Raw genomic sequence first — 24,508 nt, forward strand, 5'->3', positions numbered from 1 at the left:
AAAACCGGGAAGCCACATGCTCTATTCCATTCGTTGGGATGCCGACCTGATCCGTCGCTACGATCAGGCAGGGCCGCGCTATACCTCCTATCCAACGGCAGCACAGTTCAACGGTGGCATTGGTTCGTTCGAGTTGCTGCATGCGCTGCGCAGCAGCCGCCATGCCTCCCGCCCACTCTCGCTCTACGTCCATCTGCCGTTTTGCGCCAACGTTTGCTACTACTGCCGCTGCAACAAGGTCATCACCAAGGACCACGGCCGCGTGCTGCCCTATCTGGAGCGTCTCGAGAAAGAAATCGAGCTGGTGGCACGCCACTTGGGACCGGATCAAGTGGTGGAGCAACTGCACCTTGGTGGCGGAACACCGACATTCCTCAGTCATGACGAACTGCGTCGCCTGATGGCTCACCTGCGCAAGCACTTCAATCTGCAGGATGACGATCATGGTGATTTCAGCATCGAAATCGATCCGCGTGAGGCCGATTGGTCCACGATGGGGCTGCTGCGCGAATTGGGCTTCAATCGGATCAGCGTCGGCGTTCAGGATCTGGACCCGGAGGTCCAGCGCGCCGTCAACCGCATGCAGACGCTGGAGCAGACCAGCACGCTCATCGAAGCAGCACGCACCTTGCAATTTCACTCGGTGAACATCGATCTCATCTACGGCCTGCCACTGCAGACGCCCGAGCGTTTCGCCACAACGATGGAGGCGGTCATTGCACTACAACCGGACCGGTTGTCGTTGTTCAACTATGCCCATCTGCCCGAACGCTTCATTCCGCAGCGACGTATCAACGCCGCTGATCTACCCAGCCCCGCCGACAAGCTCGCCATGCTCCAGCGCAGCATCGAGCAACTGACAGACGCAGGCTATCGCTACATCGGCATGGATCACTTCGCGCTACCCGACGACGACCTGGCAATGGCTCAGGAGGACGGCACATTGCAGCGCAACTTCCAGGGCTATACCACCCACGGGCATTGCGATCTCATCGGTCTGGGTGTCTCAGCGATCAGCCAGGTCGGCGATCTCTACAGCCAGAACAGCAGCGACATCACCGTCTACCAGCAAACGCTCGACCAAGACCAGCTGCCTACCACACGCGGCCTGCGTTGCAGCGAGGACGACCGCATCCGGCGGATGGTGATTCAGAAACTCATCTGTGATTACGAACTGAGCTTTGCCAGCATCGAGCAGACTTTCTCGATCGATTTCAAGTACTACTTCCGTGCCGTCTGGCCACAACTCGAACAGATGGCCGCTGACGGTCTGGTCGAGCTGAGCGAACATCATCTGATCGTCCAGCCCGTAGGGCGGCTGCTGGTCCGGGCAATCTGCATGCTGTTCGATCACTATCTCACCGACACTACGAACCAGCGTTATTCGCGCATCATCTAGGTAAACGAAAAAAGTTCCATCTTGTCGCATGCAGCCCCGGGCCGATTGGATATTGCCGCCCGCTGGGGTAACCTTGCCCGCTATACACAGGCTCTCTGGAAACCCCCATGCCCGAGTCGATCAAGATCCGCGCGCAGCGCCAAGCCCATTGCAAGGATTGCAGTCTTTCCGGCCTCTGTTTGCCGCTTTCCTTGAACATGCAGGACATGGACGCGCTCGATGACATCGTCAAGCGCGGACGACCGCTGAAAAAAGGTGAAACCCTGTTTCGTCAGGGAGACGCCTTCAGTTCGGTATTCGCGGTGCGTTCCGGAGCTCTGCGCACGTTCAGCGTCACCGATGGTGGCGAAGAGCAGATCACCGGTTTCCACCTGCCGAGCGAAATGGTCGGGCTATCCGGCATGGACACCGAGAGCTACCCGGTCTCCGCACAGGCGCTGGAAACCACATCGGTGTGTGAGATCCCCTTCGAGCGCCTTGACGAATTGAGCGTGCTGCTGCCGCAGCTGCGCCGCCAGCTCATGCGCATCATGAGCCGCGAAATTCGCGACGATCAGCAAATGATGCTGCTGCTGTCGAAGAAAACCGCCGACGAACGCATCGCGACTTTCCTGATCAACCTGTCGGCACGCTTCAGCGCCCGCGGCTTTTCGGCCAATCAATTCCGCCTACCAATGTCGCGCAACGAAATCGGCAACTACCTGGGGCTGGCGGTCGAGACAGTCTCGCGCGTTTTCACCCGGTTCCAGCAGAACGGTCTGCTCGAGGCCGAAGGCAAGGAAGTTCGCATTCTTGACTCCATCGGTCTGTGCGCCCTGGCTGGCGGCAGCATGGACGCTCAGTAGACCGACAGGGTGCGCGCATGATCTTCGATGAATTCAGCATCAAGACTCTGATCCGCCCAGTACCGGACTTCCCCCGCCCCGGCGTGATCTTTCGCGATATCACGCCGCTGCTGCAGTCACCCAAAGCCTTGCGCATGGTCGCCGACAGCCTCATCCAGCGATATGTGGAAGCGGATTTCAGCCACATCGGCGCGCTGGATGCGCGCGGTTTTCTGCTCGGCTCGATTCTCGCTTACGAACTGAACAAACCGTTGGTGCTGTTTCGCAAGCAGGGCAAGCTGCCAGCGGATGTCCTTTCGCAAACCTACTGCACGGAATACGGCGAGGCGCAGCTGGAAATCCATGCCGACAGCCTGTGCGAAGGCGATTCGGTCGTGCTTTTCGATGACTTGATCGCAACCGGCGGTACGCTGATTGCCGCGGCGCAACTCGTTCGCCGAATGCGCGCTACCGTCCACGAAGCGGCCGCGATCATCGATCTGCCGGAACTTGGCGGCTCGCGCAAGCTGCAGGACATGGACATTCCCACCTTCACCCTCACGGCGTTCTCGCTCAACGAGCGTTGATGTTGAGGGTGGCGTTCATGCGCGTATTTCGCCGCTTCTTGTTCGTCTTCCTGGCAATGACCACCGGCGCTCATGCGCTGGACCGCGATGTGCTGCTGGACGAGGCCAATCTGCTGTTGCTGCCGCGCGAACGAGCAATACCGGCGCTGCATCTCGTCGATCAGGATGACCAAGCATTCGACACCCGTGATCTGCGTGACCGCTGGCACCTGCTGTTCCTCGGCTTCACCGCCTGCCCGGACGTTTGTCCGACTACGCTCAGCGATCTGCGCCGTCTGCTTGGCCGTTTGCAGCCCGAGCTACGTGAACGCGTTCAGGTGGTACTCGTCAGCGTGGATCCGGCACGCGACACGCCGGAACGCCTGAAGCAATATCTCGCCTACTACCGCTCAGGATTCAAGGGATTGACCGGCGAGCTATCCGAGCTGACCAAGCTATCCAAGGCGCTCGGCCTGCCCTTCGTACCCGCGAACGCAGCAGATGGTGATTACAGCGTAAGCCACAGCGGCAACATCGCACTCGTTGCGCCAGACGGCAGCCTGCGTGGGCATATACGCGCGCCACTCAAGCTGAATGGCTTGGCAGATGCGCTGCCGGAACTGGTCAAGAGCCAGTAACGTCCAGCGTCAGTGGCAATCCAGGGTGTCAGCCAAGACGTAGGCCTGAAACGCGACATCATCGATGGCCTGCTCGACGAGTGCCTGCAGCCGCCCATTGGCGTGCCACTGCTGCTGTAGTGCATCCACCTTCTCCTGCAGCTCCGAGGTCTTCGCTGCCACCCGTAACTGCATGTTCGCATCCGCCAGGCGCGGTAGGAGACGATTGAAGCGGCGCCACTCAGGCAGTTCGGCAATGTTCTCCAGCAAGCTCGCATCTTCGACAACAACGCGGCACTCGCCCAGCTTCAAACCGATCAGCGCCTCGGCCGAGCTGGGATAAGGGCGCGCAATGGCGCCATAACGCGCCGCAACAGTCACCATCTGCGGATTGTCAGCCGCGATGCAGAACGACTCCCCGTGCAGCTGCGCCCACTCGCGCGGCCCATCGGAGGTGGCACCGAGCGCAGCGATTTCCGTCCGGTAAAAGAGCGAACCATTCCCAGTCGTGCCGACGCGGAAATCATCGACGGCAGACTGCAACGAGTCCCCCAGCGCTGCAGCGATTGCATTGTTGAGACTGCCCTGGGCATCGCTCGACAGTGCACGATAGGTTTCGCCCGGAGCCGCCGACTGCGGCTCGCCCAGCGCCAGACCTGGCAGGCACAGAGCCCCGAGCAAGGCGATGCGCAGGAACGCAGCCACAGGCAGTCTCCTCAGACGTACTGGTAGCGCAGCATGCGCTGCTTGAACTTCTCCAGCACCACCTGATCGATCAACGTCGCCAGGATGGCGATTACCAGGATGTTCATCATCACCCCGACCATGTCGGCGATTTCGCCGGAATAGGCCAGCGAGCGGCCGAGGCCCTGGCCAAAGCCGATCAGCATCTCGGCGGAGATCAGCGCACGCCAGGCGTTGCCGAACGCCAGCTGAGCACCGGTGATCAGCTCCGGCATCACCGCCGGCAGGTAGACGCGACGCAACAGCTGCCAGCGCGAGGCTCCCATTACGCGCGCCGCCGCCACATGCACAGGCTGCACGCTCTCGGTGGCATTCATCACCGACAGCGCCATGGGGAAGAATGCCGCCAAGGCCACCACCACGATGATCGGCAGATTGCCGAAACCCATGACGATGAGAAACAACGGCACCCAGGCAATCGACGGGATCGACTGTAGGATAACGATGGCCGAACGCAGAATCTCTCGGAAGAAGAACAGCACTCCGCCCACCAGACCGAAGCCGATGCCGAACAACAGCGCGAAACTGTAGCCGCTGCCAAGGCGACTCATGCTGCCGTAGAGTCCCTCACGGAACTCTGGCTCCTGCACCGCGCTGACCATTCGCTCAAATACGGTGGGTATTCCCGGCATCAGGAATGCCGGCAGACTCCAGGCGGCGGCCTGCCAGATCAGCAAAATGAACAGAATTGCCAACACCACGGCGAGGTATTTCTTCGCTCCAGTCAAACGACGTCCCTGGCTCATGCGTGCTCGACCTCCGTCTTGATACCCAGCAACCGCAGAATCTCCCGGCGCTCGGCAGCGAATTCGGAAAGATCGTGACTCTTCTCGCAATGGGTGAAGTTGAAGGTTTTCAGCACACGGGCCGGGCGCGCACTGAACACCAGCACGTGATCGGCCAGATAAAGCGCCTCATCGACATCGTGGGTCACCAGCAGGACGGTCGGCTGATGCTCCTCGATCAGCTCGCGCAACACATCCTGCAGGGCCATGCGCGTCAGCGCGTCGAGCGCACCGAATGGTTCGTCCAGCAGCAGCACCTCGGGTTTGGCGATGAATGCCCGTGCCAAGGCCGTACGCTGGCGCATTCCTCCCGAAACTTGGTGGGGATAGTAGTGCTCGAAGCCTTCGAGATTGACGCGCGCCAGCCAGGCTGCTGCCTGTTCGAACGCACTGCCTTTGGCGACACCCTGCAGCTCCAGCGCCATTGCCACGTTCGCCTGCAGGCTGAGCCACGGATACAGCGCATGCTCCTGAAAAACCAGGGTGCGTTGCGGGCTCGGCCCGGAAATCGGTTGACCATCAGCCAGCACCCTTCCCGCACTGGCTTTTTCCAGCCCGGCCACCAGATGCAGCAAGGTCGACTTGCCACAGCCGGACGGACCGACCAGAGCCACCAACTCACCCTGAGCGAACTCGCCGCTGAAGCCCTTGATGACTTCCAGCTGACCAAAGCGTTTGTCTACTTCTTCAAACCTGAGCTGCATAAACACTCTTGAACAGAAAGTGGCCCATCGAATCGGGCCAGAACGAACGGGACCTGCCGCGTGGCGGGCAGGCCCCTGCATAGATCATCGCGAATCAGAGCTGGCGGGCAGCCTGCCAAGACAGATCAAGGATCGCGCGGGTATCGAATGCCTTGCCATCGCGGGTCTTCAGCGAGCCTTGTTCCTGCAGGATATCGGCGAGCTCCTGAATGCGTGCCAGATCCTGATCGTCGAGCTTGGCGCTGAACGTCTGGGTCGCTATGGCCTCCTCGATTACAGTCTCGCGAGGCAGTTCGCCACGTTTGAGGGTTTTGAGCGTCGGTTCGGCGATGAAGTAGTCGGCGATCAACTTGGCTGCCTCAGCCGGTTGCTGCTCGAGCAGGCTGATGGCGTCGCGCTGGGCATCGAGAGACTTCCACACTGCATCCTTGCGCTTGGCCAGCGTGTCACCGGAGGTGATCACCACCATGCAGGGGAAAGGCCAGACCTCGCCAATCTCGTAGACCTGCTTGACCGGCGCGACCAGTTGCGCGATGCGGTCATAGGGCTCGAACAGAAAGGCTGCGTCGACCCGCCCGGAAACCAGCGATTGCACCGCGACCGCGGGGCTGACGCCCATGATGTTGACGTCACTCGGCTTGAGACCGGCGGCCTTCAGCGTCACACCGCGCAGCACGGCATCGGCGGTACTGCCTTCACGCTGGGACGCCAGGCTATGCCCCTTGAGACCGGCAACATCGGCTATGCCGGTCTGCTCGCGGACCAGAATCGAGTGATAGCCCTGTTGAGCGCCGCCAACCACTTTCAGGTCCGCGCCCTTCGAAGCCCAGGCCACAGCGTTGGTGAAGCCCAGCACGCCGGTATCCAGCTGGCCGCCGACAATTGCCTTGATCAGATCGGTGCCGGAACTGAACTCGATCAGCTCGACATCAAGACCATGCTTGGCATACAGGCCGGCCTCATGCGCCACCATTGCCTGCGCATCGTCCATTACCCGGATATAACCGACCTTGAATTTTTCCTGTGCTTGAGCGAATGCGCTCACGAGCAAAAGTGCCGAGAACAGCCAATGCTTTGCTTTCATTTACGACCTCGATTCGAGCTGCACGCAAAGGAATGCCATATAACCAAAAGCAAGCAAGTTATTCTTTTTGGTTATCTAGCGGGTTTGGCTTAGAACTTTACAGGAATCAGAGCTGGGGCGGCACTGGCAAAGCGCTATAAGGTTAAAGCGCTGCGGCATACCGAGCGCGAAGATTTCACAGATTGATTGGTTTACGTCCGGCCAGCGCGTGGGCCAGCGTACCGCCATCGACCAGATCCAGTTCACCGCCCAGCGGCACGCCATGGGCGATGCGACTGATGGTCAAGCCTTTGGGCACCAGCATCTGAGCGATGTAGTGCGCCGTGGCCTCGCCTTCTACCGTCGGATTGGTCGCCAGAATCACTTCAGCGAACGCACCATCGGCCACCCGTGTGAGCAGCTCGGGTATGCCGATGGCCTCGGGGCCGAGACCATCGAGCGGCGAGAGATGCCCTTTGAGGACGAAATAGCGCCCGCGAAACCCTGTCTGCTCGACCGCGAACACATCCACCGGGCTTTGCACCACGCACAACAGCGCATCGTCGCGTCGCGGATCGGCGCATTGCGGGCAGAGATCATCCTCGCTCAGCGTGCGGCATTGGCGACAGTAACCGACGCCTTCCATCGCCCGGGTCAACGCCTGCGCCAGACGCAAACCGCCGCTGCGATCACGCTCGAGCAACTGCAGGGCCATGCGTTGCGCGGTCTTCTGTCCGACGCCGGGCAGAATCCGCAACGCATCGATGAGTTGGCGAATCAGGGGGCTGAAACTCATGGGAATCTCGAGGAAAACGGAACAACGGGTTGCCCGTGACGGCCTTCGCCTGGAAAGCCGGCCACGTGCAGTTGAAGGCAGTGTTAGAAGGGCATTTTGAATCCGGGTGGCAGCTGCATGCCGGCAGTCATACCGGCCATCTTTTCCTGACTGTTCTGCTCGATCTTGCGCACGGCGTCATTGACCGCGGCGGCGATCAGATCCTCGAGGATTTCCTTGTCTTCCTGCATCAGGCTGTCGTCCAGGCTGACACGCTTAACGTCATGACGGCCGTTCATCACCACGCTGACCAGGCCCGCACCGGACTGGCCGGTGACTTCAGCATTCGCCAGCTCTTCCTGCATTTTCTGCATCTTTTCCTGCATCTGCTGCGCCTGCTTCATCAGGCCGGCCATGCCACCTTTCATCATGGGAATCACCTCAAATGGGGGTCAGGTTTCGGTGTGTTCTACAGGTTCGATCGTGCCGTCTCGAATCACGGCAGAGAATTGCTGCATCAATTGCTGCACCATCGGATCGGCCTGGATCGATCGCTCCGCCGCGCGCTGACGCTCTTCGCGACGGCGCGCCGCGGCCTGCGCCGGCGTTTCCTGCTGCGGTTTCTCCAGCTTGATCTCCAGCTGCAGCTTGCGCCCGTGGTACTGATCCAGCGCGTCGTTCAGGCGCCGCTGCTGAGTGGCGTTGAACAGTGCGCTCTGCGCCGGATCCAGATGCATCAACCAGCGGTCGCCGTCCACCTCGATCAGCGTGCAGTTGGCGGCAATGCTGCCGGTCAGGCCGGACAGGCCGAGCTTGAGATACAGCTCCAGCCAATCAGCAGCCAGCCCGGTTGCCGGTTCGGCCGCCGGCAACGGTTCGCTGGCAACGGCGGCGTGAGTCTCGACCAGATCGTCCAGATAGGCTTCGACCTGGTTTTCAACTTCGTAATAGTCCTCGTCGCTCAATGGTGGCTCGTCATCGTCCGTATCCTCCACCGGAGCCAATGGTGCCGGCTGCTCAGCCGCGATGACGAGTGACGGTACTGGTTCGACGGCGGCCACCTCAGGCGTCGCCTGCGCAGTACTTGGCGATTCGTCCCAAGGCACGTCGATGACCGGTGGTGCAGCGGGTTCGTTCGCGGGCAACGCCGGTGTCTGAACGGTGGATTTCTCCTCGACCGGCGGGACGACCTCGGTCACGGTTGCAACGCTCGGCGGCACCGTGACAGGCGGAACAGCCACCGCAGGCACGGAAGCAGGCGCGGTGGCCGCTGCGGCCACCGGAGCCCTGTCGGAATCAGCCGTGGCCGGGCTGACTCCCAGGTGCTTTAGCGGTGTTCGCGGCGCGTCTTCGCTCTCGGCGGGACGGAACGCCAGCATGCGCAGCAGCACCATCTCGAAGCCACTGCGCGGATCGGGCGCCAACGGCAGGTCGCGCCGGCCGATCAACCCCATCTGGTAATAGAACTGCACATCCTCGGCGGGCAACGCCTGAGCCAGCGCGAGGACGCGATCGCGGTCACCCTGGCCGTTATCGATCGCTTCCGGCAGCGCCTGGGCAATGGCCACGCGGTGCAGCACATTGAGCATTTCTGCCAGCACGCCGGCCCAGTCCGGGCCTTGCTCGGCCAGCTGGCGCACGGCTTCGAGCAGTGCGCGCGCGTCACCTTCGAGCAACGCCTGCAATACACCGTAGACCTGCCCATGATCGAGCGTGCCGAGCATCGCGCGCACATCGGCGGCGAGCACCCGCCCCTCGCCAAAGGCGATCGCCTGGTCGGTCAGGCTCATCGCATCGCGCATCGAGCCATCTGCCGCCCGGCCGAGCAGCCACAGGGCGTCTTCCTCGAACGGTACGTTCTCCGCACCAAGCACGTGAGCCAGATGCTCGACCACCCGCTCCGGCGGCATGTTCTTCAGCGAGAACTGCAGGCAACGCGAAAGGATGGTAACGGGCAGCTTCTGCGGGTCTGTGGTCGCCAGCAGGAACTTGACGTGCGGCGGCGGTTCTTCGAGCGTCTTGAGCAGCGCATTGAACGAATGCGACGAAAGCATGTGCACTTCGTCGATCAGGTAGACCTTGTAGCGGCCACGGCTCGGCGCGTACTGCACGTTGTCCAGCAGTTCGCGGGTGTCCTCGACCTTGGTGCGGCTCGCGGCATCGACTTCGATCAGGTCGACGAAGCGCCCCTCGTCGATCTCGCGACACACCGAGCACTCGCCGCAGGGGGTCGAGCTGACGCCGGTTTCGCAGTTCAGACACTTGGCGATGATCCGCGCGATGGTGGTCTTGCCCACGCCGCGGGTGCCAGTGAACAGATAGGCGTGGTGCAGGCGCTGATTATCCAGCGCGTTGATCAGGGCCTTGAGCACGTGCGTCTGCCCGACCATTTCGCGGAACGAGCGCGGACGCCATTTGCGGGCTAGAACCTGATAACTCATAACACCATCGTGGGCTAAGCGGAGGACGGGTAATGCTAGCGGAGCAGGCCGCAAATTGCATCCGACCAATCGGCCTAGCCCAGCAGCGCACCCAGCCCGCGCACGACACGGGTCAGTTCGTCGTTGTCGCCATGTATGTGCACCCGCACGCCGTCGATTTCGCGCCGTGGCGGGTAGGCCTTGCGCAGCTGGTCGAAGGCAACACGGCGCTGCGCCTCGTCACCGCGCAGGCTGCGACGGAACGCGGCATCGTCGCTACGCGGGTCGTAGACCGCGCGGCACAGCGTAGCCAACAGGGCACGTGGATCGGCAGAGCCATCGAAGCTCAGCGCCTGCAGCGCCGGCGCCGGCATCAACTCGTCCAGCGTCACTGTCGGCGCCAGCCCTTGGGCAGCACAGAATGCCTGATACACCTGCGCGGTACCGCGCAGCTTGCCGTCCAGGCTGTAGCCGGCGATATGCGGCGTGGCCAGCTGGCACAATTCGGCCAGGGCGACGTCGACCTGCGGCTCGCCTTCCCAGACATCCAGTACCACCTGCAGATCCGGTCGACGTAGCAGCAGTTCGCGCAGCGCGGCATTGTCCACCACCGCACCGCGGCTGGCGTTGATCAGCCAGCTGCCAGGACGCAGTTGCGCCAGTCGGGAAGCGTCGAACAGATGGAAGGTCGGGTGTGCACCCTGCAATTCCAGTGGCGTATGCAGGCTGATCACATCGCACTCGGCGATGACTTCCTCCAGCGTGACGAAGTCCCCCGCCTCGCGCGCCTGACGCGGCGGATCGCAGACCCGCACATCCCAGCCCAGGCCGCGTAACACCTCCACCAGCCGCCCGCCCACTTCGCCCGCGCCGACTATGCCATAGCGACGTGCCGTCAATTCCTCGCCCTGCCGTTCGGCCAGGGTCAGCAGGCTGCCTAGCACGTAATCCACCACGCCGCGCGCATTGCAGCCGGGCGCACTGGCCCAGGTGATGCCAGCTTCGAGGAAATAGTCGAGGTCCAGATGATCGGTGCCGATGGTGCAGGTGCCGACGAAACGTACCGGTGTGCCGGCAAGCAGTTCGCGATCGACGCGGGTCACCGAGCGCACCAGCAGCACGTCGGTCTGCTCCAGCGCCGCCCGGTTGATCGAGCGGCCGGCCATGCGGCGGATGCTGCCGAAGCCGGCGAAGAAGGCATCGACCAAAGGAATGTTTTCGTCGGCGAGGATACGCATGGCAGGCTCCGTTTCAGATGCGGCCCATTCTAGACGCCTCGCCGCCATTTTTCCGCCTTTCGGCCGGCTGTCGTGCGGCGTAGACTACCGCGCTCTTTGTATACAACCGGAACGATGCAATGCCTTCTGAGTCGAGAGCCGGCCGGGTGCGGACCGAGCTGCGTACCCTCTTCGCCCTCGCCCTGCCGATGATGATCGCTCAGCTGGCCAATACGGCGATGGGCTTCGTCGATACGGTGATGGCGGGCCGGGTCAGTACGCACGATCTGGCGGCGGTGGCCCTGGGCAACTCCATCTGGGTTCCGGTTTTTCTGTTCCTGACCGGCGTGATCCTGGCCACGACGCCGAACGTGGCGCAGCGTTTCGGTGCCGGCCGCCACGGCGATATCGGTCCGCTGGTGCGTCAAGCGCTGTGGATGGGCGGCGGCCTCGGCAGCCTGTGCGCCGTCCTGATGTGGAACGCCGAGCCGATGCTGCACTGGATGAACGTCGAGGCAGCGCTGATCGACCTCAGCATGGGCTATCTACGCGCTGTCGCCTGCGGCTTTCCGGCGATCGGGCTGTATCAAGTGCTGCGTTGCTACAGCGACGGTCTCGGCCACTCGCGCCCGAGCATGGTGGTCGGCGTTCTCGGCCTGCTGCTGAATATCCCGCTCAACTACATCTTCATCTACGGCAAGCTCGGCGCGCCAGCACTCGGCGGTGTTGGCTGCGGTGTCGCGACGTCGCTGGTCATGCTGTTCATGCTGCTGGCCATGCTGTTCTGGGTGCGCCGCGCCGCGCCGTATCGACCGAGTCAGCTGTTCGCCCACTTCGAATGGCCGCACTGGCCGGTGCTCAGCCCTCTGCTGGCGGTCGGTCTGCCGATCGGCATCGCGGTGTTTGCCGAAGCCAGCATCTTCTCGGTTATTGCCCTGCTGATCGGCGCATTGGGCGCGACGGTGGTGGCCGGACACCAGATAGCGCTGAACTTCACCTCGCTGATCTTCATGATCCCGCTGTCGCTGGGCATGGCAGTCACCGTGCGGGTGGGACAGGCGCTGGGCCGTAGCGCGCCGCGCGATGCGCGTTTCGCCGCCGGCGTCGGGGTGGGCACGGGGCTGGTGTATGCCTGTTTTTCCGCCACCGCGATGCTGCTGTTCGCCGTGCCGATCGCCCGCATCTACACGCCCGACCCCGCGGTGATTGCCGTGGCGTCCGGGCTGTTCTTCTATGCGGCGCTGTTCCAGTTCTCCGATGTCGTACAGGTCACCGCTGCCGGCGCCCTGCGCGGTTACCAGGACACGCGCATGACCATGATCTTCACCCTCTTCGCCTACTGGGGTATCGGCCTGCCGATCGGCTACGTGCTCGGCCTGACCAACCACTTCGGCCCGGCATCCGGCCCCGGCGGGCTATGGCAGGGGCTGATCGCCGGACTGAGCTGTGCAGCGGTGCTGCTCAGCATCCGCCTGGCGCGCAGCGCACGGCGCGCGATTCGTCAGCAGGCTCGCCCGGCTCAGGCTTGAGTCCATCGACGCGAATCCTCGGAAACGCTCTGCATCAGCGGACGGGGCGATGACACTGGTCAGCATGACTTGACCGCTGAACCGGGCAACTGAATACTGTATTCATATACAGTATTTCTGGATTACCTCGCATGACATCCGTGGTTGCCCTCGATCGCCTGCTCGATGCACGCCGTGTCTGGCGTGGGCAGGCCATCGTCGCCCCAGCCGCCAGCCAGCCGACCGGACATGCCGCGCTGGATGCTGCCCTTCCGGGTGGTGGCTGGCCGGAGGCGGCGCTGAGCGAGATTCTCCTCGCCGCGCCCGGCACCGGCGAGCTGCACCTGCTGTGGCCGACCCTTGCCCGGCTGACCATGACTGGCGAGCGGGTGGTGCTGGTCGGCCCGCCACATCTGCCCTACCCCCAGGCCTGGCTGGCCGCTGGCGTCGATCTGCGTCAGTTGAGCATCGTCCACGCGAGCGGGCGCGATGCGCTGTGGGCGACCGAACAATGCCTGCGCTCGGGCAGCTGTGGCGCCGTGGTGTGCTGGCCGAGGCAGGCGGAAGATCGCGCCCTGCGGCGCCTGCAAGTGGCCGCCGAAACCGGACAGACGCTGGCGTTCGCCTATCGTCCGCAGGCTGAAGCGCTGAACCCCTCGCCCGCCGCCCTGCGCCTGGCCATCGACGCTCACCCGGCGCAACTGCGCGTGCTCAAGTGCCGGGGCGGCCTGGCGCCGGCACGGCCGATCGCCGCCAGCGCCTGGCGGTGACACGGACATGCTCTGGGCCTGCATCCTGCTGCCGCAACTGGCGATGGACGGCGTGCTGCGTGAACGCAGCGACCCTGCCGCGCCGTTGGCCTTGCTCACCGGCCCGGCACAGCGGCGCGTGCTGCAGGCGGTCAATCCGTCGGCGCGCGAACTCGGCCTGAAACCCGGCCAGACGCTGGCTGCCGCTCAGGCACTGACCCGCAATTTCACCAGCGCCGACTACGATCTGGCGGCCATCGAGCGCTGGCAGCGCTTCCTGGCCGCCTGGGCCTATGGCTTCAGCGCTCAGGTCAGCCTGCATTACCCGCGCTGCCTGCTGCTGGAAGTGCAGTCCAGCCTCGGCCTGTTCGGCCCCTGGCCACGCTTCGAGGCGCGCCTGCGCCAGGAACTGAACGCCCTGGGCTTTCGCCAGCGCATCACCGTCGCCCCCAACCCGGCAGCGGCACGGGTACTCGCCAATGCCCACGATGGTCTGGCGGTGAGCGATGACACAACGCTGCGCGAGGCGCTCGGGCGTTTGCCGGTGGAGCGCCTTGGCCTGTCGCGCGAAGTGGCCACGGCCTTCGCGCGCATGGGGTTGCGCAGCCTTTCGCAACTGCTCGCCCTGCCTCGCGACAGCGTGGCCCGGCGCTTCCCGGCCGAGGTGCTGCTGCAGCTCGACACCCTGCTCGGGCAGCGGCCACTGGCGCTGGAGTTCTACCGCCCGCCGGATGTTTTCGACGCGCGCATCGAATTGAACTTCGAGGTCGAGTCGCACCAGGCGCTGCTGTTCCCGCTGCGCCGGCTCACCGCCGATCTGGCCGCCTACCTCGCCGGGCGCGACAGCGGCGTGCAGCGCTTCGTCCTGCAACTGGAACATCGCGACCTGGCCGACAGCCAGGTCGTCGTCGGCCTGCTGGCTGCCGAGCGCGAGGCCGGCATGCTGTTCGAGCTGACCCGCGGCCGCCTGGAACAGCTGCAACTGCCGGCACCGGTGCTGGCAGTGCGATTGCTGGCGCGCGAGCTACCGGCCTTCACCCCGCAGCACCGCCAGCTGTTCGATGAAAGAGCGCAGCAAACGCTGCCCTGGGAACAGCTGCGCGAACGCCTGCGCGCGCGTCTCGGCGACCATGCTGTGCAGGGCCTCGGCGCCTGCGCCGATCATCGCCCCGAACATGCATGGCAGACGCAGGCACAGGCGCCACGTACAGCCCTGCCGGCAAGCGGCCCGCGCCCCGGCTGGTTGCTGACCGCACCGCAGCCGCTGCGCGAAAGCTCGCTGCGCATCCTCGCCGGCCCGGAACGTATCGAGTCCGGCTGGTGGGACGGCGAGGATATACGGCGCGACTACTACCTCATCGAAACACGCGCCGGCCAGCGCGGCTGGGCCTTCCGCCCGCTCGGCAGCGACGGCCCGCTGCTGCTGCACGGCTGGTTCGCATGAGTGGTTACGCCGAACTGCACTGCCTGTCCAACTTCAGCTTCCAGCGCGGCGCTTCCAGCGCCCAGGAGCTGTTCGAGCGGGCAGCGCGACTGGGCTACCGCGCCCTGGCGATCACCGACGAATGCACACTGGCAGGTATCGTCCGCGCCTGGCAGGCAGCCAAGGACAGTGGCGTACCACTCATCGTCGGCAGTGAGGTGCGTATCGAAAACGGCCCCCGGCTGATCCTGCTGGTTGAAAACCTAACCGGCTATCAGGCGCTTTGCCGCTTGATCACCCTGGCTCGCCGCCGTTGCGAGAAGGGTCGCTATCGCCTTTTGTTCGACGATTTCGTCGAGTCCCCGGACGGGCTGCTGGCAATCTGGCTGCCGGATGATGACGACGACCACCTGCCCAGGCTGCGCCGCTTGTTCCCGCAGCGACTGTGGCTGGCCGTCGAACTGCATCGCGGCGCGGATGACGCCGCGCAACTGCAGTACCTGCTTGAGCGGGCGACGTCCTGCGGGCTACCGCCGGTGGCCTGCGGCGACGTGCACATGCACGCCCGCGGACGGCGTGCCCTGCAGGACTGCATGACCGCCATCCGCCACCACCTGCCGGTGGCCGAGGCCGGCGCCCACCTGTTCCCCAACGGCGAGCGCCATCTGCGGCGCCACGAGGAGCTGGCCGAGCTGTATCCACCGGCCCTGCTCGCCGAAACCCTGCGCATCGCCGCGCGCTGCACCTTCGATCTCGGCCAGTTGCGCTATCACTACCCGCGCGAACTGGTTCCGCACGGGCATGACGCCACCTCCTGGTTGCGCGAGCTGGTCGAGCGCGGCGCCCGCTGGCGCTGGCCGGACGGGGTGCCCGAACAAGCCCGCAGGCTGCTCGAACATGAGCTGAAGCTGATCGCCGAACTGGCGTACGAGAGCTACTTCCTCACCGTGCACGACATCGTGAACTGGGCACGCGAGCGGCAGATTCTCTGCCAAGGGCGTGGTTCGGCGGCCAACTCCACGGTGTGTTTCGCCCTCGGCATCACCGAACTCGACCCCACCCTGCCGGGACGCCGTCTGCTGTTCGAGCGTTTTCTCTCGCGCGAGCGCAAGGAGCCGCCGGATATCGACGTGGACTTCGAGCACGAGCGCCGCGAGGAAGTCATCCAGTACGTCTTCAGCCGCTATGGCCGCCACCGCGCCGCGCTCACCGCCGTGGTCAGCACCTATCACAGCGCCGGCGCGCTGCGCGACGTGGCCAAGGCGCTCGGCCTGCCACCGGATCAGGTGAATGCGCTGACCGATTGCTGCGGGCGCTGGAGCGACCGGGTGCCCTCGGCCGAACGGCTGGCCGAGGCTGGCTTCGATGCGAACAACCCTTTGCTGCGCCGGGTGCTGGCATTGACCGGCGAGCTGATCGGCTTCCCCCGCCACCTGTCGCAGCATCCTGGCGGCTTCGTGATCAGCGAACACCCGCTGCAGACCCTGGTGCCGGTGGAGAACGCCAGCATGGCCGAGCGCACGGTGATCCAGTGGGACAAAGACGACCTCGATCTGGTCGGACTGCTCAAGGTCGATGTGCTCGCCCTCGGCATGCTCAGTGCGCTGCGTCGCTGCTTCGCCCTGATCGAGCGTTATCGCGGCACACGCTGGACGCTGGCCAGCCTGCCGCAGGAGGATCCGGCAACCTACGCCATGATCAGCCGCGCCGACACCATCGGCGTGTTCCAGATCGAGTCGCGGGCGCAGATGGCCATGCTGCCGCGCCTGCGGCCGCGCAAGTTCTACGATCTGGTGATCCAGGTGGCCATCGTCCGCCCAGGGCCGATCCAGGGCGACATGGTTCATCCGTACCTGCGCCGGCGTAACGGCGAGGAGCCGGTGCTCTATCCCTCCGACGAACTCATGCCGGTATTCGAGCGCACCCTTGGCGTGCCGCTGTTCCAGGAGCAGGTGATGGAACTGGCCATCATCGCCGCCGACTACAGCCCCGGTGAGGCCGACGAACTGCGCCGCAGCATGGCCGCCTGGAAGCGCCACGGCGGCCTGGAACATCATCGCGAACGGCTGACCGCGCGGATGCTCGCCAAGCACTACGAGCCGGAATTCATCACGCGTATCTTCGAGCAGATCAAAGGCTTCGGCAGCTACGGCTTCCCCGAATCCCACGCCGCCAGCTTCGCCCTGCTTACCTACGCCAGCAGCTGGCTGAAATGCCACGAGCCGGCGGCGTTCGCCTGCGCGCTGATCAACAGCTGGCCGATGGGTTTCTACAGCCCCGATCAGGTATTGCAGGATGCCCGGCGCCACGGCATCGAAGTGCGACCGGTAGACGTATGCCACAGCGACTGGGATTGCAGCCTGGAGCCCGGCGCCAAGGCACAGCCAGCGATCCGCCTGGGCCTGCGGATGATTCGCGGCCTGCGTGAGGCGGATGCGCGGCGCATCGAGAGCGCTCGCCAGACACAAGCGTTCAGCGATGTCGATGACCTCAGCCGGCGCGCCGGACTGGACGCCCGCGCGCGCGAACGGCTGGCCGATGCTGGCGCCCTGCACGGCCTTGCCGGTCATCGTCATCACGCACGCTGGGCCGTTGCCGGGGTCGAACCGCAGCTGCCGCTGTTCGCCGAGCTGGCCGCAACGACGGAAGCGCCGGTGAACCTGCCGCTGCCCACGACTGGCGAGGACCTGCTGACCGACTACGCAACCCTCGGCACGACGCTTGGACCGCATCCGCTGACGCTGCTGCGCGACCAGCTGAGGGCACGGCGCTGCCGCAGCTCACGCGAGCTGGCCGATGCCGAGCCCGGTCGGCCGGTCAGCGTTGCCGGCCTGGTGATCGGCCGGCAGCGCCCGCAGACCGCCAGCGGCGTGGTGTTTGTCACCCTGGAAGATGAGTTCGGATTAATCAATGTGGTGGTCTGGCAGCATCTGGCCGAACGCCAGCGCCCGGTGCTACTGCAGTCGCAACTGCTGCAGGTCGACGGTCATCTGGAGTCCGCTCATGGTGTGCGCCACGTGATCGCCGGCCGACTGCGCGACCTCAGTGCACTGCTCGCGGGGCTGGATGTGCGCAGTCGAGACTTCCAGTGAACCGGCTCGAAAACGGAGTCCTCACGACGCGCCTGGCGGCTAGCGCTGGGTATTCGCGGCCGGCCTCCGTACAATGCGCGCCTCACGATAGACCCCGATGCGGCGCATGCAGCCCGCACTCGACGCTGCCCGCCGAAGCGATAACGCCGGCGCCGGGCCGCAATGGCACGCGAAACCTGCCCACAAGCCCCAACGTAACCCTTTGAAACCCGCGAGATAGAGCCTCTTGATTTCCACCGCTAACATCACCATGCAGTTCGGCGCCAAGCCGCTGTTCGAAAACGTTTCCGTCAAGTTCGGCGGCGGCAACCGCTACGGCCTGATCGGCGCCAACGGCTGCGGCAAGTCGACCTTCATGAAGATTCTCGGCGGCGAGCTGGAGCCGTCGGCCGGTCAGGTGATGCTCGAACCCAACGTGCGCCTAGGCAAGCTGCGCCAGGACCAGTTCGCCTACGAAGACTTCAGCGTGATCGACACCGTGATCATGGGCCACGAGGAGCTGTGGCAGATCAAGGCCGAGCGTGACCGCATCTATGCCCTGCCGGAAATGAGCGAGGATGACGGCATGGCCGTCGCCGAGCTGGAAGTACAGTTCGCCGAGTTCGACGGCTACACCGCTGAATCCCGCGCTGGCGAGCTGCTGCTCGGCCTGGGCATCCCGCTCGATCAGCATTTCGGCCCGATGAGCGCCGTCGCACCGGGCTGGAAATTACGCGTACTGCTGGCCCAGGCGCTGTTCTCCGACCCGGAAGTGCTGCTGCTGGACGAACCGACCAACCACCTGGACATCAACACCATCCGCTGGCTGGAGTCGGTGCTCACGGCGCGCAACAGCACCATGATCATCATTTCCCACGACCGCCACTTCCTGAACTCGGTCTGCACCCACATGGCCGACCTGGATTACGGTGAGCTGCGCCTGTTCCCCGGCAACTACGACGAATACATGACCGCCGCGACCCAGGCCCGCGAGCGTCTGCTGTCGGACAACGCCAAGAAGAAGGCGCAGATCGCCGAACTGCAGACCTTCGTCAGCCGCTTCTCGGCCAACGCCTCCAAGGCCAAACAGGCCACCAGCCGCGCCAAGCTGATCGACAAGATCCAGCTGGAAGAGGTCAAGCCGTCCAGCCGGGTCAGCCCGTTCATCCGCTTCGAGCAGTACAAGAAACTGCATCGCCAGGCGGTCACGCTGGAACGCCTCAGCCAGGGTTACGACGGCACTGCGCTGTTCAAGAACCTGAACCTGCAGATCGAAGCCGGTGAGCGCGTAGCCATCATCGGCCCCAACGGCATCGGCAAGACCACCCTGCTGCGTACGCTGGTCGGCGAGATGCCGCCGCTGTCCGGCGAAGTGAAATGGACCGAAAGCGCCGACGTCGGTTATTTCGCCCAGGACCATGCCGAGGACTTCGAGGACGACGTCACGCTGTTCGACTGGATGGGCCAGTGGACCCAGGGCGGCGAACAGCTGGTGCGTGGCACCCTTGGGCGCATGCTGTTTTCCAACGACGAGATCAAGAAGTCGGTAAAAGTGATTTCGGGGGGCGAACAGGGCCGCATGCTATTCGGCAAGCTGATCCTGAAGAAACCCAATGTGCTGGTGATGGACGAACCGACCAACCACCTGGACATGGAGTCGATCGAGGCGCTCAACCTGGCACTGGAGAACTATCCGGGCACGCTGATCTTCGTCAGCCATGACCGCGAGTTTGTCAGCTCGCTGGCCACGCGCATCATCGAGCTGTCGGAGAACGGCGTGACCGACTTCAGCGGCAGCTACGACGACTACCTGCGCAGCCAGGGCGTGCTGGTCTGATCGATCAACAAGCCCCATGAAAAAGCCCCGCGAACGCGGGGCTTTTTCGTTTCCAGGCTCAACGCCCTAGCCCACCGCCGTGCTCCAGTCGATCAGGCCGAACTGCCAGGTCGCCAGGATGACGATGCCAAACACGATGCGATACCAGGCAAACGCCGCATAGCTGTGGTTGCCGATGAACTTCAGCAACGCCCGCACCGCCAGCATCGCAAAGAGGAACGAGGTGACGAAGCCGATGGCGAACACCGGGAAGTCGCCGGGCTGGAACAGGTCGCGGTACTTGTAGCCCGAGTACACGGCCGCGCCCACCATCGTCGGCATCGCCAGGAAGAAGGAGAACTCCGTCGCGGCCTTGCGCGAGAGGCCGAACAGCAGGCCGCCGATGATCGTCGAACCGGAGCGCGACGTGCCCGGCACCAGCGCCAGGCACTGGGCGAAACCGACTTTGAGCGCGTGCGTCCAGCGCATGTCGTCGACTGTTTCGGCTTCGATGCGATGGTCGCGGTTCTCCGCCCAGAGCATGACGATGCCGCCGATCACCAGTGCGGTGGCGACCGTGATCGGGTTGAACAGGTAATGATGGATCAGGTCGGCGAACAACACGCCGAGCACCACTGCCGGCATGAAGGCGATCAGCAGATTCAGGGTGAACTTCTGCGCCTCACGCTCCTTCGGCAGGCCCACCACCACGCCGATGATCTTGCGGCGGTACTCCCAGACCACCGCCAGGATGGCGCCCAGCTGAATAATGATGTTGAAGGCCAGCGCGCGTTCGCCGCCAAAGCCGATCAGATCCGCGACGATGATCTGGTGCCCGGTACTGGATACCGGCAGAAACTCCGTCAGGCCCTCAACCACTCCCAGAATCAATGCCTGTACGGCAATCCAAAGATCCATCTATTCCCCATCAGCGATGCAGACCATCGCACTTGAAAATACAACAAAGGTATATGCCAGCACTGCGTCTGGCCGCTGTTCTGACTCGTCGCGGCCAAGTAAATTCCGCCGCATCTCAGGAGGGGGCTCATTTTTAGCCACGTGCGGCCGAAAAGCTATCAGGGAGAGGCCGGACAGGCAGAAGGGCGACGATCACTCATCTGTCCGGCACATTGCACCGATGCTGGTGCGCATAACGATAAAAGGCTCATCAGGAGTTCTACGAAAATGAATCTGCTGCGAAAGTTTCCCATCAGCAAGCGTCTGTGGCTGATTCCGGTGGTCGCCATCCTCATGCTGTTCATCCTCGGCATGCTGATGATCCAGCAGGTGCGTAGCGATCTGTACAAGGGCAAGCAGGAGATGACCCGACATGTGGTCGAGACTGCTGCCGGCATCTTCGATCACTACCGCCAGCTCGAAACCAGCGGCACCATGTCCACCGCCGAGGCGCAGCAGGCGGCCATTAAGCAGATCCGCGCGTTGCGCTACGACGGCCAGGATTATTTCTGGATCAACGATCTCGGCCCGGTCATGATCATGCACCCGATGCAGCCCAAGCTCGAAGGCCAGAACCTGTCCCAGGTAAAGGACCCGACCGGCAAGGCACTGTTCAACGAAATGGTCGCCGTGGCCCGCCGTGACGGCGCCGGTGCCGTGGACTACATGTGGGCCAAGCCGGGCGAAGCCGACCCGGTACCGAAGATTTCCTACGTTCAGCTGTTCCAGCCCTGGGGCTGGATCATCGGCTCGGGCATCTACGTCGATGACGTCGAAGCCGAGTTCAAGAACTATCTGGTGCGTTTCTCCATCATCGGCCTGTTCATCGCCGCAATCATGGCTGTACTGGTGGCGATTTTGATCCGCAGCATCACTCGCCCGCTGCGCAACTCGATGTCGGCGATGGCCAACATCGCCAGCGGTGAGGCTGATCTGACGCGCGATCTGGATGTTTCCGGCAACGACGAGCTGACCACCCTGGGTCGCGATTTCAACCGCTTCACCGGCAAGCTGCGCAGCGTGATCAGCCAGCTGCTGGAGACGGCGCAGTCGCTGGGACAATCGTCCCAGACGCTCGGCAGCGTCTCCGGGGATGCCTTCCAGCAAAGCCAGCAGCAACTGCAGCAGATGGAACTGGTGGCCACCGCCATCAACGAAGTCACGTACGCCGTGCAGGAAGTCGCGAAGAACGCCGAGCATGCCGCCAGCGAAGTTGGCGACGCGGAGAACCAGGCCGGCCAGGGCCAGTTGAACATCGAGGCCAGCCTGCAGCAGATCGACCAACTGTCGGCGACCATCAGCCAGGCCGTGGGCGTCATCCAGTCGTTGGCCGATGAAACCACCAAGATCGGCAGCGTGCTCGAAGTGATCGGTTCCATCGCCGACCAAACCAACCTGCTCGCGCTCAACGCCGCCATCGAAGCCGCCCGCGCCGGCGAACAGGGCCGCGGATTCGCCGTAGTCGCCGACGAGGTACGCCTGCTGGCGCAGCGCACCCAGCAATCGACGGCGGAAATCCAGACCATGATCGAGCGTCTGCAGAAGAACTCCGGCGCAGCGGTGAACGTGATCATGGAGAGCAACCGGGCATCGCAGCTCACCGTCGAGCAGGCCAGCCAGGCCGGCGAGAGCCTCGGGCAGATCGCCCAGGCGCTGCGCAACCTGTCCGGCCTCAATGCCTCCATCGCCAGCGCGACGCTGCAGCAGTCGCATGTGGTCGAAGACATCAATCAGAACGTCACCCAGGCGGCCGGTCTGGCACAACAGAGCACCGACGCCGCCGAGCAGACCCGCGAGGCTGGCAAGCACCTCGGTGAACTGGCCGAGCGCCTGAACAGTCTGCTGCGCCAGTTCCGCGTCTGATCGACTGAGCGCCCCGGTTACATCGGGGCGCCGAGTCACACGGCAGGCATCGGCCTGCCGTTTTTTATTTGGCGGCAAGTTGTCGCAGCCCGACTGACCGCCGGTCGCCTGGGCAACGCCTGCACCTTACAGCAAATTCCTTTTAAATCATGCTCTTAGCACGCCTGATTAGTGCGCCAGAAACCAAACTCGCGCGTTATACCTTTGGCTAATTGCAAAAAAAGTCTCAACTCTCGGAATTCGAGTGTGACTCGCAAGTCCTCTGCGTACATCAACTGCATGTAAGGCCAACGCTGCAAGGCTCGAATGGCCCACCCATCGCACACAGAGAGACATGCCCAATGAACGCACCGCTCCGCATCAACGACGCCCTCCTCATCACCGATCGCGCATTCAAGCCCTTCCAGTGCGTAGCCTGGACCCTGCCGGAAGGTAACGGCGAAGTCAGCATCACCGTTGTCGACAGCGCCCTCGCCCGCCCGCTGGGCCGCTGCAAGATGTCCAGCAGCGTGTACACCGATCCGGTCAAGCTGGGCGAAGCGCTGGAGCAGTCCCGCGAGCAGATGTCCCGAGACGGCATCCACTTCTCGCCCTGGCACATGCCTGAATAAATTCGGCGCGTGTCTCCAGAAGGCCCGGCAGCTCTGCTCCGGGCCTTTTGCATTTCTGGACGCTGCGTTTGCTTCGCGTCGACCGACCCATTCACCTGTTTCACGGTCAGTACAGTTATCAACGAAACAGGAGACTCCCCATGAAAGGTGCTCACGCCTACGTCAACGATCAATGGCACAGCTGCGGTCTGGCCAGCCTGCCGCAAGGGCCGGGCGCTCACGAGATCACCCTGAAGTTCATCATCCCGCGCGATACCCAGTTCACCGGGTTGCTCGAGCATGTCTGCAAAATTGCCCTGCAGCACCTGCAGGAGGCCTACCCAGGACGCGACGTCACCCACGCGCCGATAGTCGGCGCCGTGGTCGGTGACGGCAGCGGCGACGGAATCCGGCTCGTTTATCACGTGGCGGCCGCCTGAACGCAACTTCGCAGAACGAGAACATCTGATGACGCCCTTCGACTGGCAACGCATCCTGCTCGATGACTTCCCGCTGCTGTTCATCGCCGAGGTGTCGATGCGCGCGCTGTTCGCCTTCGCCGCCGTGTTCGCCTTCCTCAAGATCAGCGGTCGGCGCGGCATCCGCCAGCTATCGGTGTTCGAACTGGTGATCATCCTGACGCTCGGTTCGGCTGCGGGAGATGTGTCCTTCTATGAAGACGTCCCGCTGCTGCCGATCATTGCCGTGTTCGTCACCCTGCTTGGGCTGTATCGCTTCACGGTATTGCTGATGACCCGCAGCCCGCGCTTCGGCAGCTGGCTTGAAGGCAAGCCGGTGACGATCATCCGCGATGGCCTCTACGAACTGCACAGCCTGAATCGCCATGACATCTCCGCCGACGAGTTCTTCATGGAGCTGCGTCAGCAGGGCGTGGAACACCTCGGTCAGGTCCGACTGGGCATTCTCGAAACCGACGGTGATGTCAGCCTGTTCTTCCATACGCCGGATCAGGTGCGTCCGGGTTTGTCGGTACTGCCGCCGGAGCATCGCCCGGAGTTCCGGCAGGCTCCGGCCAGCGACCTGTATGCGTGCAGCCACTGCGGTTTTCCACAGGTACTTGAAAGCCAGCAGGAGATGAACTGTCCGCGTTGCGGGCATCGCTGCTGGTGCAAGGCGCTGACCCACCCACGCCTGCACTGACACACGGTCCGAACCGCGCCGCTGGCCGGCGGTCAGTCTGATCAGGGCCGACATCACGCCGGCCTCCACCGAAAGGAGACGCAGACATGCTGGGTGATTACTCCGCTATCAACGACCACCTCGATACCGCACGCAAACACGCCGATCAGGCCGAAACCGAAGGCAAGCCGGCAATCTATCGAGAAGCCATCGACGAACTGGTGGCCGCGATCCGCCTGCTGATGCGCAACACCCCCGAACGCGACAAGTGACCCCA

23 protein-coding genes and 1 pseudogene are annotated in these 24,508 nt (G+C 63.6%); 15 read left to right on the top strand and 9 right to left on the bottom strand.

The window, feature by feature from the left end; genetic code table 11:
- Positions 1–16: 16 nt before the first annotated feature.
- The 4 genes from hemN (at position 17) to U8L64_RS19540 (ending at position 3,427) form a co-directional block, all read left to right on the top strand.
- A complete protein-coding gene (hemN, locus tag U8L64_RS19525) occupies positions 17–1,399 on the top strand; it encodes an oxygen-independent coproporphyrinogen III oxidase (RefSeq protein ID WP_156714614.1) in 1,383 nt (460 codons plus the stop codon).
- Positions 1,400–1,506: 107 nt separating this feature from the next.
- Complete coding sequence (gene fnr, locus U8L64_RS19530; protein ID WP_008567816.1) at positions 1,507–2,244, top strand: fumarate/nitrate reduction transcriptional regulator Fnr; 738 nt, start codon at positions 1,507–1,509, stop codon at positions 2,242–2,244.
- A gap of 17 nt (positions 2,245–2,261) precedes the next feature.
- On the top strand, positions 2,262–2,810 hold the full coding sequence (locus U8L64_RS19535; RefSeq protein ID WP_054093040.1) for an adenine phosphoribosyltransferase: 549 nt from the start codon (positions 2,262–2,264) through the stop codon (positions 2,808–2,810).
- Between the two features lie 17 nt (positions 2,811–2,827).
- Positions 2,828–3,427: an SCO family protein gene (locus tag U8L64_RS19540; protein WP_156714616.1), complete on the top strand. Its 600-nt coding sequence runs from the start codon at positions 2,828–2,830 to the stop codon at positions 3,425–3,427.
- 9 nt (positions 3,428–3,436) lie between these two features.
- On the opposite strand, the gene U8L64_RS19545 is transcribed toward U8L64_RS19540, so the two are convergent.
- The 8 genes from U8L64_RS19545 to pdxB all read right to left on the bottom strand — a co-directional run bounded on the left by U8L64_RS19545 (position 3,437) and on the right by pdxB (position 11,135).
- Positions 3,437–4,111: an amino acid ABC transporter substrate-binding protein gene (locus U8L64_RS19545; RefSeq protein ID WP_333398701.1), complete on the bottom strand. Its 675-nt coding sequence runs from the start codon at positions 4,109–4,111 to the stop codon at positions 3,437–3,439.
- Between the two features lie 11 nt (positions 4,112–4,122).
- On the bottom strand, positions 4,123–4,896 hold the full coding sequence (locus U8L64_RS19550; protein WP_043295583.1) for an ABC transporter permease: 774 nt from the start codon (positions 4,894–4,896) through the stop codon (positions 4,123–4,125).
- Positions 4,893–5,639 (bottom strand): ABC transporter ATP-binding protein, encoded by a 747-nt coding sequence (locus U8L64_RS19555; RefSeq protein WP_043295585.1) that lies wholly within the window; start codon positions 5,637–5,639, stop codon positions 4,893–4,895. The genes U8L64_RS19550 and U8L64_RS19555 overlap by 4 nt, the downstream gene beginning before the upstream one ends.
- 94 nt (positions 5,640–5,733) lie before the next feature.
- A complete protein-coding gene (locus U8L64_RS19560) occupies positions 5,734–6,723 on the bottom strand; it encodes an ABC transporter substrate-binding protein (RefSeq protein ID WP_043295586.1) in 990 nt (329 codons plus the stop codon).
- 175 nt (positions 6,724–6,898) lie between these two features.
- A complete protein-coding gene (gene recR / locus U8L64_RS19565) occupies positions 6,899–7,498 on the bottom strand; it encodes a recombination mediator RecR (protein ID WP_043295588.1) in 600 nt (199 codons plus the stop codon).
- An 83-nt stretch (positions 7,499–7,581) separates the two neighbouring features.
- The gene (locus U8L64_RS19570; protein WP_008567825.1) at positions 7,582–7,908 is read right to left on the bottom strand and encodes a YbaB/EbfC family nucleoid-associated protein; all 327 of its coding nucleotides are present in this window, start codon (positions 7,906–7,908) and stop codon (positions 7,582–7,584) included.
- Positions 7,909–7,929: 21 nt separating this feature from the next.
- Positions 7,930–9,918, bottom strand: coding sequence for a DNA polymerase III subunit gamma/tau (gene dnaX / locus U8L64_RS19575; RefSeq protein WP_333398710.1), 1,989 nt, complete (start codon positions 9,916–9,918; stop codon positions 7,930–7,932).
- A gap of 74 nt (positions 9,919–9,992) precedes the next feature.
- On the bottom strand, positions 9,993–11,135 hold the full coding sequence (gene pdxB / locus U8L64_RS19580; protein WP_333398712.1) for a 4-phosphoerythronate dehydrogenase PdxB: 1,143 nt from the start codon (positions 11,133–11,135) through the stop codon (positions 9,993–9,995).
- 119 nt (positions 11,136–11,254) lie between these two features.
- Here pdxB and U8L64_RS19585 point away from each other — a divergent pair, with 119 nt between their 5' ends.
- From U8L64_RS19585 to U8L64_RS19605, 5 genes are all read left to right on the top strand, one after another.
- Positions 11,255–12,643 carry an MATE family efflux transporter gene (locus tag U8L64_RS19585; RefSeq protein ID WP_333398714.1) on the top strand — a complete coding sequence of 463 codons (1,389 nt, stop codon included), beginning with the start codon at positions 11,255–11,257 and terminating at the stop codon, positions 12,641–12,643.
- A 131-nt stretch (positions 12,644–12,774) separates the two neighbouring features.
- Positions 12,775–13,392 carry a translesion DNA synthesis-associated protein ImuA gene (imuA, locus tag U8L64_RS19590; protein WP_054093047.1) on the top strand — a complete coding sequence of 206 codons (618 nt, stop codon included), beginning with the start codon at positions 12,775–12,777 and terminating at the stop codon, positions 13,390–13,392.
- Between the two features lie 7 nt (positions 13,393–13,399).
- Positions 13,400–14,815 (top strand): Y-family DNA polymerase, encoded by a 1,416-nt coding sequence (locus U8L64_RS19595; RefSeq protein ID WP_054093048.1) that lies wholly within the window; start codon positions 13,400–13,402, stop codon positions 14,813–14,815.
- Entirely contained in the window at positions 14,812–17,886 is a 3,075-nt protein-coding gene (locus U8L64_RS19600) for an error-prone DNA polymerase (protein WP_333398716.1), read from the top strand. Before U8L64_RS19595 ends, U8L64_RS19600 begins: the two co-directional genes overlap by 4 nt.
- A gap of 226 nt (positions 17,887–18,112) precedes the next feature.
- Complete coding sequence (locus U8L64_RS19605) at positions 18,113–19,702, top strand: ABC-F family ATPase (RefSeq protein WP_008567836.1); 1,590 nt, start codon at positions 18,113–18,115, stop codon at positions 19,700–19,702.
- 66 nt (positions 19,703–19,768) lie between these two features.
- Here U8L64_RS19605 and U8L64_RS19610 read toward each other — a convergent pair whose 3' ends face one another.
- Entirely contained in the window at positions 19,769–20,599 is an 831-nt protein-coding gene (locus tag U8L64_RS19610) for an undecaprenyl-diphosphate phosphatase (RefSeq protein WP_043295601.1), read from the bottom strand.
- A gap of 357 nt (positions 20,600–20,956) precedes the next feature.
- Between U8L64_RS19610 and U8L64_RS20445 the strand changes: the two are divergent.
- From U8L64_RS20445 to U8L64_RS19635, 6 genes and pseudogenes are all read left to right on the top strand, one after another.
- Positions 20,957–21,643: pseudogene (locus U8L64_RS20445) on the top strand (cache domain-containing protein); the annotation flags it as partial.
- A gap of 123 nt (positions 21,644–21,766) precedes the next feature.
- Positions 21,767–22,501, top strand: coding sequence for a methyl-accepting chemotaxis protein (locus U8L64_RS20450; protein ID WP_442965302.1), 735 nt, complete (start codon positions 21,767–21,769; stop codon positions 22,499–22,501).
- 341 nt (positions 22,502–22,842) lie between these two features.
- Entirely contained in the window at positions 22,843–23,112 is a 270-nt protein-coding gene (locus tag U8L64_RS19620) for a hypothetical protein (RefSeq protein ID WP_156714631.1), read from the top strand.
- Between the two features lie 140 nt (positions 23,113–23,252).
- Positions 23,253–23,531 (top strand): hypothetical protein, encoded by a 279-nt coding sequence (locus U8L64_RS19625; protein ID WP_333398721.1) that lies wholly within the window; start codon positions 23,253–23,255, stop codon positions 23,529–23,531.
- Between the two features lie 28 nt (positions 23,532–23,559).
- A complete protein-coding gene (locus tag U8L64_RS19630) occupies positions 23,560–24,252 on the top strand; it encodes a DUF421 domain-containing protein (RefSeq protein ID WP_043295607.1) in 693 nt (230 codons plus the stop codon).
- Between the two features lie 86 nt (positions 24,253–24,338).
- On the top strand, positions 24,339–24,503 hold the full coding sequence (locus U8L64_RS19635) for a hypothetical protein (protein ID WP_175415034.1): 165 nt from the start codon (positions 24,339–24,341) through the stop codon (positions 24,501–24,503).
- The last annotated feature ends 5 nt before the right edge of the window (positions 24,504–24,508 follow it).

Origin of the sequence: Pseudomonas sp. FIP_A4, assembly GCF_036701605.1 — a bacterium.
Classification (GTDB): domain Bacteria; phylum Pseudomonadota; class Gammaproteobacteria; order Pseudomonadales; family Pseudomonadaceae; genus Stutzerimonas; species Stutzerimonas phenolilytica.

Bases quoted from the DNA above. Each gene is read 5' to 3' on its own strand.
- hemN (WP_156714614.1), top strand. From the start codon at position 17: ATGCTCTATTCCATTCGTTGGGATGCCGACCTGATCCGTCGCTACGAT.
- fnr (WP_008567816.1), top strand. From the start codon at position 1,507: ATGCCCGAGTCGATCAAGATCCGCGCGCAGCGCCAAGCCCATTGCAAG.
- U8L64_RS19535 (WP_054093040.1), top strand. From the start codon at position 2,262: ATGATCTTCGATGAATTCAGCATCAAGACTCTGATCCGCCCAGTACCG.
- U8L64_RS19540 (WP_156714616.1), top strand. From the start codon at position 2,828: ATGCGCGTATTTCGCCGCTTCTTGTTCGTCTTCCTGGCAATGACCACC.
- U8L64_RS19550 (WP_043295583.1), bottom strand. From the start codon at position 4,896: ATGAGCCAGGGACGTCGTTTGACTGGAGCGAAGAAATACCTCGCCGTG.
- U8L64_RS19555 (WP_043295585.1), bottom strand. From the start codon at position 5,639: ATGCAGCTCAGGTTTGAAGAAGTAGACAAACGCTTTGGTCAGCTGGAA.
- U8L64_RS19560 (WP_043295586.1), bottom strand. From the start codon at position 6,723: ATGAAAGCAAAGCATTGGCTGTTCTCGGCACTTTTGCTCGTGAGCGCA.
- recR (WP_043295588.1), bottom strand. From the start codon at position 7,498: ATGAGTTTCAGCCCCCTGATTCGCCAACTCATCGATGCGTTGCGGATT.
- U8L64_RS19570 (WP_008567825.1), bottom strand. From the start codon at position 7,908: ATGATGAAAGGTGGCATGGCCGGCCTGATGAAGCAGGCGCAGCAGATG.
- dnaX (WP_333398710.1), bottom strand. From the start codon at position 9,918: ATGAGTTATCAGGTTCTAGCCCGCAAATGGCGTCCGCGCTCGTTCCGC.
- pdxB (WP_333398712.1), bottom strand. From the start codon at position 11,135: ATGCGTATCCTCGCCGACGAAAACATTCCTTTGGTCGATGCCTTCTTC.
- U8L64_RS19585 (WP_333398714.1), top strand. From the start codon at position 11,255: ATGCCTTCTGAGTCGAGAGCCGGCCGGGTGCGGACCGAGCTGCGTACC.
- imuA (WP_054093047.1), top strand. From the start codon at position 12,775: ATGACATCCGTGGTTGCCCTCGATCGCCTGCTCGATGCACGCCGTGTC.
- U8L64_RS19595 (WP_054093048.1), top strand. From the start codon at position 13,400: ATGCTCTGGGCCTGCATCCTGCTGCCGCAACTGGCGATGGACGGCGTG.
- U8L64_RS19600 (WP_333398716.1), top strand. From the start codon at position 14,812: ATGAGTGGTTACGCCGAACTGCACTGCCTGTCCAACTTCAGCTTCCAG.
- U8L64_RS19610 (WP_043295601.1), bottom strand. From the start codon at position 20,599: ATGGATCTTTGGATTGCCGTACAGGCATTGATTCTGGGAGTGGTTGAG.
- U8L64_RS20450 (WP_442965302.1), top strand. From the start codon at position 21,767: ATGGAACTGGTGGCCACCGCCATCAACGAAGTCACGTACGCCGTGCAG.
- U8L64_RS19620 (WP_156714631.1), top strand. From the start codon at position 22,843: ATGAACGCACCGCTCCGCATCAACGACGCCCTCCTCATCACCGATCGC.
- U8L64_RS19625 (WP_333398721.1), top strand. From the start codon at position 23,253: ATGAAAGGTGCTCACGCCTACGTCAACGATCAATGGCACAGCTGCGGT.
- U8L64_RS19630 (WP_043295607.1), top strand. From the start codon at position 23,560: ATGACGCCCTTCGACTGGCAACGCATCCTGCTCGATGACTTCCCGCTG.
- U8L64_RS19635 (WP_175415034.1), top strand. From the start codon at position 24,339: ATGCTGGGTGATTACTCCGCTATCAACGACCACCTCGATACCGCACGC.